This is a genomic window from Streptomyces swartbergensis (assembly GCF_002148965.1).
GTDB lineage: Bacteria > Actinomycetota > Actinomycetes > Streptomycetales > Streptomycetaceae > Streptomyces > Streptomyces swartbergensis.
In genome coordinates this window covers 1-2,702 of sequence record NZ_NGFN01000594.1, presented here as the reverse complement: position 1 = coordinate 2,702, position 2,702 = coordinate 1, and the positions used below count along the sequence as shown (strand labels likewise).

Genomic DNA, 2,702 nt, shown 5'->3' with positions numbered 1-2,702 from the left:
CTGTCCTACGTCAGCCCCGCCGCCCGCGCCCGCTCCACCGCCGGCCCGATGGCCTTCGCCAGGGCCTCGATGTCGGCCTCTGTGGAGGTGTGGCCGAGGGAGAAGCGGAGGGTGCCGCGGGCCAGGTCGGGGTCGGTGCCGGTGGCGAGGAGGACGTGGCTGGGCTGGGCGACGCCGGCGGTGCAGGCGGAGCCGGTGGAGCACTCGATGCCCTGGGCGTCGAGCAGGAGCAGCAGGGAGTCGCCCTCGCAGCCGGGGAACGTGAAGTGCGCGTTGGCCGGGAGGCGGCCCTCCGGGTCCGGGTCGCCGCCGAGGATCGCGTCCGGGACGGCCGAACGGACGGCGGTGACGAGGGCGTCGCGCAGGGCGCCGATCTCGCGGGCGAACCACTCGCGCTGCTCGGCGGCCAGCCGCCCGGCGACCGCGAAGGAGGCGATGGCGGGCACGTCGAGGGTGCCGGAGCGGACGTGGCGTTCCTGGCCGCCGCCGTGCAGGACGGGTACGGGGGCGTGCTCACGGCCGAGGATGAGCGCGCCGATGCCGTACGGCCCGCCGATCTTGTGGCCCGACACCGTCATCGCGGCGAGGCCGGAGGCGGCGAAGTCCACCGGGATCTGGCCGAAGGCCTGGACGGCGTCCGAGTGCAGGGGGACACCGAACTCGGCGGCCACGTCGGCGAGTTCGCGGATCGGCAGAATCGTCCCGATCTCGTTGTTCGCCCACATGACGGTGGCGAGGGCCACGTCGTCGGGGTTGCGGGCGATCGCCTCGCGCAGGGCGTCCGGGTGGACGCGGCCGTGGGCGTCGACCGGCAGGTACTCGATGGTGGCGCCCTCGTGCTCGCCGAGCCAGTGCACGGCGTCGAGGACGGCGTGGTGCTCGACGGGGCTGGCGAGGACACGGGTGCGGGCCGGGTCGGCGTCACGGCGTGACCAGTAAAGGCCCTTGACGGCGAGGTTGTCGGCCTCCGTGCCGCCCGAGGTGAAGACGACCTCGCTGGGGCGGGCGCCGAGGGCTTCGGCGAGGGTCTCGCGGGCCTCCTCGACGGTGCGGCGGGCCTGCCGGCCGGATGCGTGGAGGGAGGACGCGTTGCCGGTGGCACCCAGGTGGGCGGTGAGCGCCTCTGCCGCCTCCGGGAGCATCGGGGTGGTCGCGGCGTGGTCGAGGTAAGCCATGGTGAGCCCGATTCTACGGCTCTCCCGCGACCGTCCTCAGATCAAGGTTGGCCGAAGCCGGACGGGAAGTGAACCGCTTTCGGCGCGCGGCCGCGACCCGTCGTCCCCGGGCCGCCGCGGCTTGCCGGCGGGCGACTGTCCGAGGACGGCTCAGAAGCTCCACGAGATCGTGCTGTCTGCCTGCATGAACGCCACGAGGACCACCAGGTCGGCGATACCGAGGCCCAGGCCCAGGAACGCGCGGCCGCGGCGCTGGGTGCCGCGCCACAGGGCAAGGCTCGCCAGCACGATGGCGATCGGGCCGAGGAAGACGTTCAGGACGAGGAGGCCGAGCAGGCCCAGCACGAAGGACGCGACGGCCATGCCGTCGGTGTCGCGGATACCGGTACGGCGCCTGGCCGGAGCGGTGAGCTGCATGGTGATCGACTCCCGGTGTCGGGTCGGTTGCGGTCGGCGAGCGCGTACGGCGGTCAGTGGGCCTGGGTGTGGCGCCGGCGGCCGTGGCGCTCGCGGAGCGCGAAGATGCCGAGCCAGACGGCGATGACGGCACCCGCCGCGACGGAGAAGCTGAGCGGCGCGTGGGCCACGGTGCCCAGCACGGCACCCAGCAGCAGGAGTGCGGCGACGATGAACAGCACGGGAAACAACCCCCAGAGTTTCGGTGAACGCTTGTAGTTACACTTGTTCACTGACTTCCCAGTCTAGCGCGCCTCATGGCTTTTCAATTACAGAGAACAGTTGTTAACTGCATGGTATGAGTCACACCCTCGGCATCCGGCAGGCCCAGAAGCAGAAGACCCGGCAGGCGCTCCTGGACGCGGCCCTCGGGCTGCTGGAGGAGCAGAGTCTGAGCAGCCTGGGGCTGCGCGAGGTCACCCGCGCCGTCGGTGTCGCCCCGACGGCCTTCTACCGCCACTTCCGCTCCACGGCGGATCTGGGCGTGGCCCTGGTCGAGGAGGCGCTGGGCAGCCTGCACCCGATGATCCGGACGACGGTGTCCACGACGGGTGACAGCGAGGAACGCATCACGCGCACCATCGAGCTGATCGCCCGTCATGTCGACGGGTACCCCGCACATGTCCGATTCATCGCCCGTGAGCGACATGGCGGAGTCCAGCCGGTACGGGAGGCCATACGGGACCAACTGGCCCGGTTCGCCCTGGAGGTCAAGGACGAACTGGCCAAGGACCCGGTCTCCGCGGGCTGGACCGAGGACGACCTGCTGATGCTCGCGCATCTCTACGTCGACCAGATGCTGATCACCGCGTCGCTCTTCCTGGAGGCACTGGAGGGGCCGGAGCAGGAGCGCGAGGAGCGGACCCGGCACGTCGCGCAGGTGGCCACCCGGCAGATGCGGCTGATCGGCCTGGGCCGCCATCACTGGCTGGACTGACCGACCGTACGGCAGGAACGACGACAGGGGCGGCACGCCCGTTCGCCGAGCACGCCGCCCCTGTCGTGTCCCGGACCTGCCCGGGCCCGTTCGCGTACGCCTACTCGGCCTGCTGCCCCTGCCCGCCCGCGGCC

General features: G+C 71.9%; 4 protein-coding genes. 1 reads left to right on the top strand and 3 read right to left on the bottom strand.

Translation table 11 applies throughout. The annotated features are described in order from the left end of the window. Positions 1-5 precede the first annotated feature (5 nt). From CA983_RS42545 to CA983_RS42535, 3 genes are all read right to left on the bottom strand, one after another. Positions 6-1,175: a cysteine desulfurase family protein gene (locus CA983_RS42545; protein ID WP_086605979.1), complete on the bottom strand. Its 1,170-nt coding sequence runs from the start codon at positions 1,173-1,175 to the stop codon at positions 6-8. Positions 1,176-1,325: 150 nt separating this feature from the next. Then, positions 1,326-1,592, bottom strand: coding sequence for a DUF4190 domain-containing protein (locus tag CA983_RS42540; RefSeq protein WP_086605978.1), 267 nt, complete (start codon positions 1,590-1,592; stop codon positions 1,326-1,328). A gap of 53 nt (positions 1,593-1,645) precedes the next feature. After that, positions 1,646-1,813, bottom strand: coding sequence for a hypothetical protein (locus CA983_RS42535; RefSeq protein ID WP_086605977.1), 168 nt, complete (start codon positions 1,811-1,813; stop codon positions 1,646-1,648). Between the two features lie 116 nt (positions 1,814-1,929). Here CA983_RS42535 and CA983_RS42530 point away from each other — a divergent pair, with 116 nt between their 5' ends. Then, entirely contained in the window at positions 1,930-2,568 is a 639-nt protein-coding gene (locus CA983_RS42530) for a TetR family transcriptional regulator (RefSeq protein ID WP_086605976.1), read from the top strand. The last annotated feature ends 134 nt before the right edge of the window (positions 2,569-2,702 follow it).